The organism is Acidiplasma aeolicum (assembly GCF_001402945.1).
Classification (GTDB): domain Archaea; phylum Thermoplasmatota; class Thermoplasmata; order Thermoplasmatales; family Thermoplasmataceae; genus Acidiplasma; species Acidiplasma aeolicum.
Window position 1 is genome coordinate 1 of sequence record NZ_LKBG01000125.1, and the last position, 1,496, is coordinate 1,496.

Consider the following 1,496-nt stretch of genomic DNA (forward strand, 5'->3'; position numbering starts at 1 on the left):
TATATATATGTTTTAATAGATATATTAAAATAATAGAATATTGTGTATATATCATGAATTCAGATAGTTCTGAAAATAAGGATATTTTAAAGGATATGTATATAGCAAGGGCGGACAGGCTTCCTGCATGGGGATTAAGCTATCTTCTTATTTTTGGTCTGGCATTCAGTTTCTTTATTACATTATATGATGTTATTAACATAGGCTTTGCCCTGCCGTATATAGAATTTGTCACAACAGCCGGTGAGGCATCACTGGCAGCATCTCTTGGACTGTTTGGCTATGCAGTTGGCGGTCCAACACTAACAATAATAGCCGATAGAATTGGAAGAAAGCCAACATTATTATTCACTGCATTGCTAACATCCATAGGAAGCTTCGGTGATGCACTCGCTTTTAACATACCAACACTTTATCTTTTCAGGTTCATAACAGGCATGGGCATAGGCGGCGATCTTGTCCTTGTGATGACATACATGTCCGAAATGGCACCTGCTGTTAAGAGAAGGAGCTATGTTAACTTAGCATTTATAGGCGGCTGGGCGGGAATAGGCTTTGGACCATTTTTTTCATCAATAATTGTGACAACATATCCCACGGTTGGCTGGAGATATTTATTTGTAATAGGCGGTGTCATAGCCATTGCTGTCATAGTCATCAGGGCAATATCGCCTGAAACAATAAGATTCCTTGCAAATAAGGGTAAATTCAAGGAGGCCGATGAGCTGATTAAAAAAATGGAGGAAACATCAATGAAAAGGGCACATGTTTCATCTCTGCCAGAGCCAAATGTGCTTGAATATAAGGAGGAAAATAAGGGGGTCTTTAAAACACTGTTTTCAAGAAAGTATGGAAAAAGGCTGACTGTATTATTTTTGTTCATGTTCTGGCAGTATTTTGTTGATTACATGTTTTTAGCACTCGCACCCACATGGGTTAAGGATATATTACATGTTCCAGGGCATGAGCTGGCCTATATGATTACATTACTTGGCATAGCAGGCCTCGGTGCGTTTATAGGTTCATTGATGATAAGGCCATTTGCAGACAGATTTGACATAAGAAAACTCTCAACCATTGGTGTTGTGGGATACACAATAGGTACAACACTCATGGCCATAGGCGGTGTATACGGCATCATATACCTGTTCTTTTCAGGGGCTTTTATAGCAGAGCTTATAGGCGTAGGCTGGTATCAGGCCTATTATATGATGGATGCCGAGAACTTTCCAACATCATCAAGGGCCACAGGATACGGCATTGCAGACGGTTTAGGGCACCTTGGTGGTGCAATCGGCACGGCAATATTTATACCAATTGTTGTCGCCCTTGGAAGCATACTAACATGGAGTGTTTTATGGATACCTAATTTAATAATGTGCATATTTTTATTCCTGACGCTGCCAAACGCAACAGGAAAAAGGCTTGAAGAAATCAACGAGGCAAGCTGAATCCAATAATATTAAAATTTTTTATATTAAATAATTTTTAAATTT

Annotated in this window: 1 protein-coding gene; it reads left to right on the forward strand. The window is 39.2% G+C overall.

Going from position 1 to position 1,496, the window contains the following annotated elements; all coding sequences use genetic code 11:
- The first annotated feature begins 53 nt into the window (after positions 1 to 53).
- Positions 54 to 1,451 (forward strand): MFS transporter, encoded by a 1,398-nt coding sequence (locus AOG54_RS03525; RefSeq protein ID WP_054963904.1) that lies wholly within the window; start codon positions 54 to 56, stop codon positions 1,449 to 1,451.
- The last annotated feature ends 45 nt before the right edge of the window (positions 1,452 to 1,496 follow it).